The organism is Bathymodiolus platifrons methanotrophic gill symbiont (genome assembly GCF_002189065.1).
GTDB lineage: Bacteria > Pseudomonadota > Gammaproteobacteria > Methylococcales > Methylomonadaceae > Methyloprofundus.
Map to the genome: position 1 here is coordinate 1 of NZ_BDMN01000547.1, position 1,487 is coordinate 1,487.

At 38.9% G+C, this 1,487-nt stretch carries 3 protein-coding genes; all 3 read left to right on the forward strand.

Features of this window, described 5'->3' with window-relative positions; genetic code table 11:
• Positions 1–146: 146 nt before the first annotated feature.
• The 3 genes from CDZ78_RS20330 to CDZ78_RS20340 are packed head-to-tail and all read left to right on the forward strand — an operon-like array spanning position 147 to position 1,363.
• Positions 147–389: a hypothetical protein gene (locus CDZ78_RS20330; protein ID WP_140414267.1), complete on the forward strand. Its 243-nt coding sequence runs from the start codon at positions 147–149 to the stop codon at positions 387–389.
• A 58-nt stretch (positions 390–447) separates the two neighbouring features.
• Positions 448–1,122, forward strand: coding sequence for a ParA family partition ATPase (gene parA, locus CDZ78_RS20335; RefSeq protein ID WP_087871571.1), 675 nt, complete (start codon positions 448–450; stop codon positions 1,120–1,122).
• Positions 1,064–1,363, forward strand: a complete 300-nt coding sequence (locus CDZ78_RS20340; protein WP_087871572.1) for a hypothetical protein — start codon at positions 1,064–1,066, stop codon at positions 1,361–1,363. Before parA ends, CDZ78_RS20340 begins: the two co-directional genes overlap by 59 nt.
• Positions 1,364–1,487: the final 124 nt, after the last annotated feature.

The following is a 1,487-nucleotide window of genomic DNA, read 5'->3' on the forward strand; positions in this document are numbered from 1 at the left end:
TGTGACTTTGTCTCAGATGCTTATATAACTCACCACCCTGGCGTTTATCAGCCCAGACATCTGGTTCTACGAGCTCTTTAAAGAAATTCAAAGAGACTTTAAGCCACATTATGAAATTTGGTCATTTACCAGATTATGAAATAGGTTTGGAAGGTGAAAATATCATATTTAGCTATACAGGAAGCGTTGCCCTGCCCCATGACGAAAAATCCATTTATCTCAAGCCAGAAACATTTGAGACAGCCAGAAAAACAGTAGGGCGACATTTTGAGGTGTACGCTGTTGAATATGAATGGCTAGAACATTGGAAAAAAAGCGGATACCCTGAGCTAAAAACCCCTGATGGGGCTTTTATTAACTTTTGTAAAAAGAGAGTTGAAGGTCTTTAAAAAGAAAACCCACATTTAAGGGTTTACACATTACAACAAATGTGGGTTAATAGGTATAATGATTATCTCATTTATCAATCAAAAAGGTGGTGTAGGAAAGACAACTCTTTCCATTAACACTGCTTCCCTGCTCTCTCAATCAGGACATAAAGTCTTATTAATTGATGCAGACAAACAAGGTTCAGCCACTACATGGGCGAGTTTACGAGATGACACTGGCTTTCAGGTCGTCAGTATGGCACGTGAAAACATGGCAAAAGATGCTCTATTCCTTGCCTCTGAATATGATTACACAATTATAGATGCTCCCCCCCACGCCGAAGGTGTTTCTCGCTCCTGTGTTATCGCCTCAGATATTGTTGTAATTCCTATCGAGCCGTCTGGGTTATCTACATGGGCAAGCGATATAACCATACAACAAGTACAGCAAGCGATGGAATATAAAGAAACCCTAAAATGTGGGTTTGTGGTTTCTCGCAAAATCGGAAATACAGTGATTGGAAGAGAAGTCAGAAATATGGTTGAAGATACAGGAATAAGAATATTCAATGCGGATATTCAGAATCGTGTTGCCTATGCAGAAAGTATCACCATGGGACAAACTATCTTTGAATGGGAACAAGATAAAAACGCCATTCAAGAAATTGAAAACCTAACGAAAGAAATTATTTACTATGGCAAAAAAGAGCTTTCAGAAAGCACCAAAGCCTCAAAATCACGTATCACAGGCTGATATTGAAGCCTTTGAAAAAGGTGGGGTGGGTAAAGATAAGACAACACATCCCCACAAACCCACATTTATGGGTGATAAAAAAGAGCCTTTGAAAAGGCTCAGTATCGACTTGCCAGAGAGCACACACAAGAGATTCAAAGTAGCTTGCACAGCTACGAGTCATAAAATGACTAAAGAAATAGAAAAATTCATACTAGAAAAAACAATTGAATTCGAAAAAGAAGCAGGCATTATTCGGTAAACCCCCACAAACACACAAATGTGGTTTTGTGGGTAATTAGGTTAAAAATGGAAAGAATACTGCTGGTTTTTTTGGTTCTGTCGCATAAATCCCCCTTCCCGACGTTATCTGCTATCATAATTCT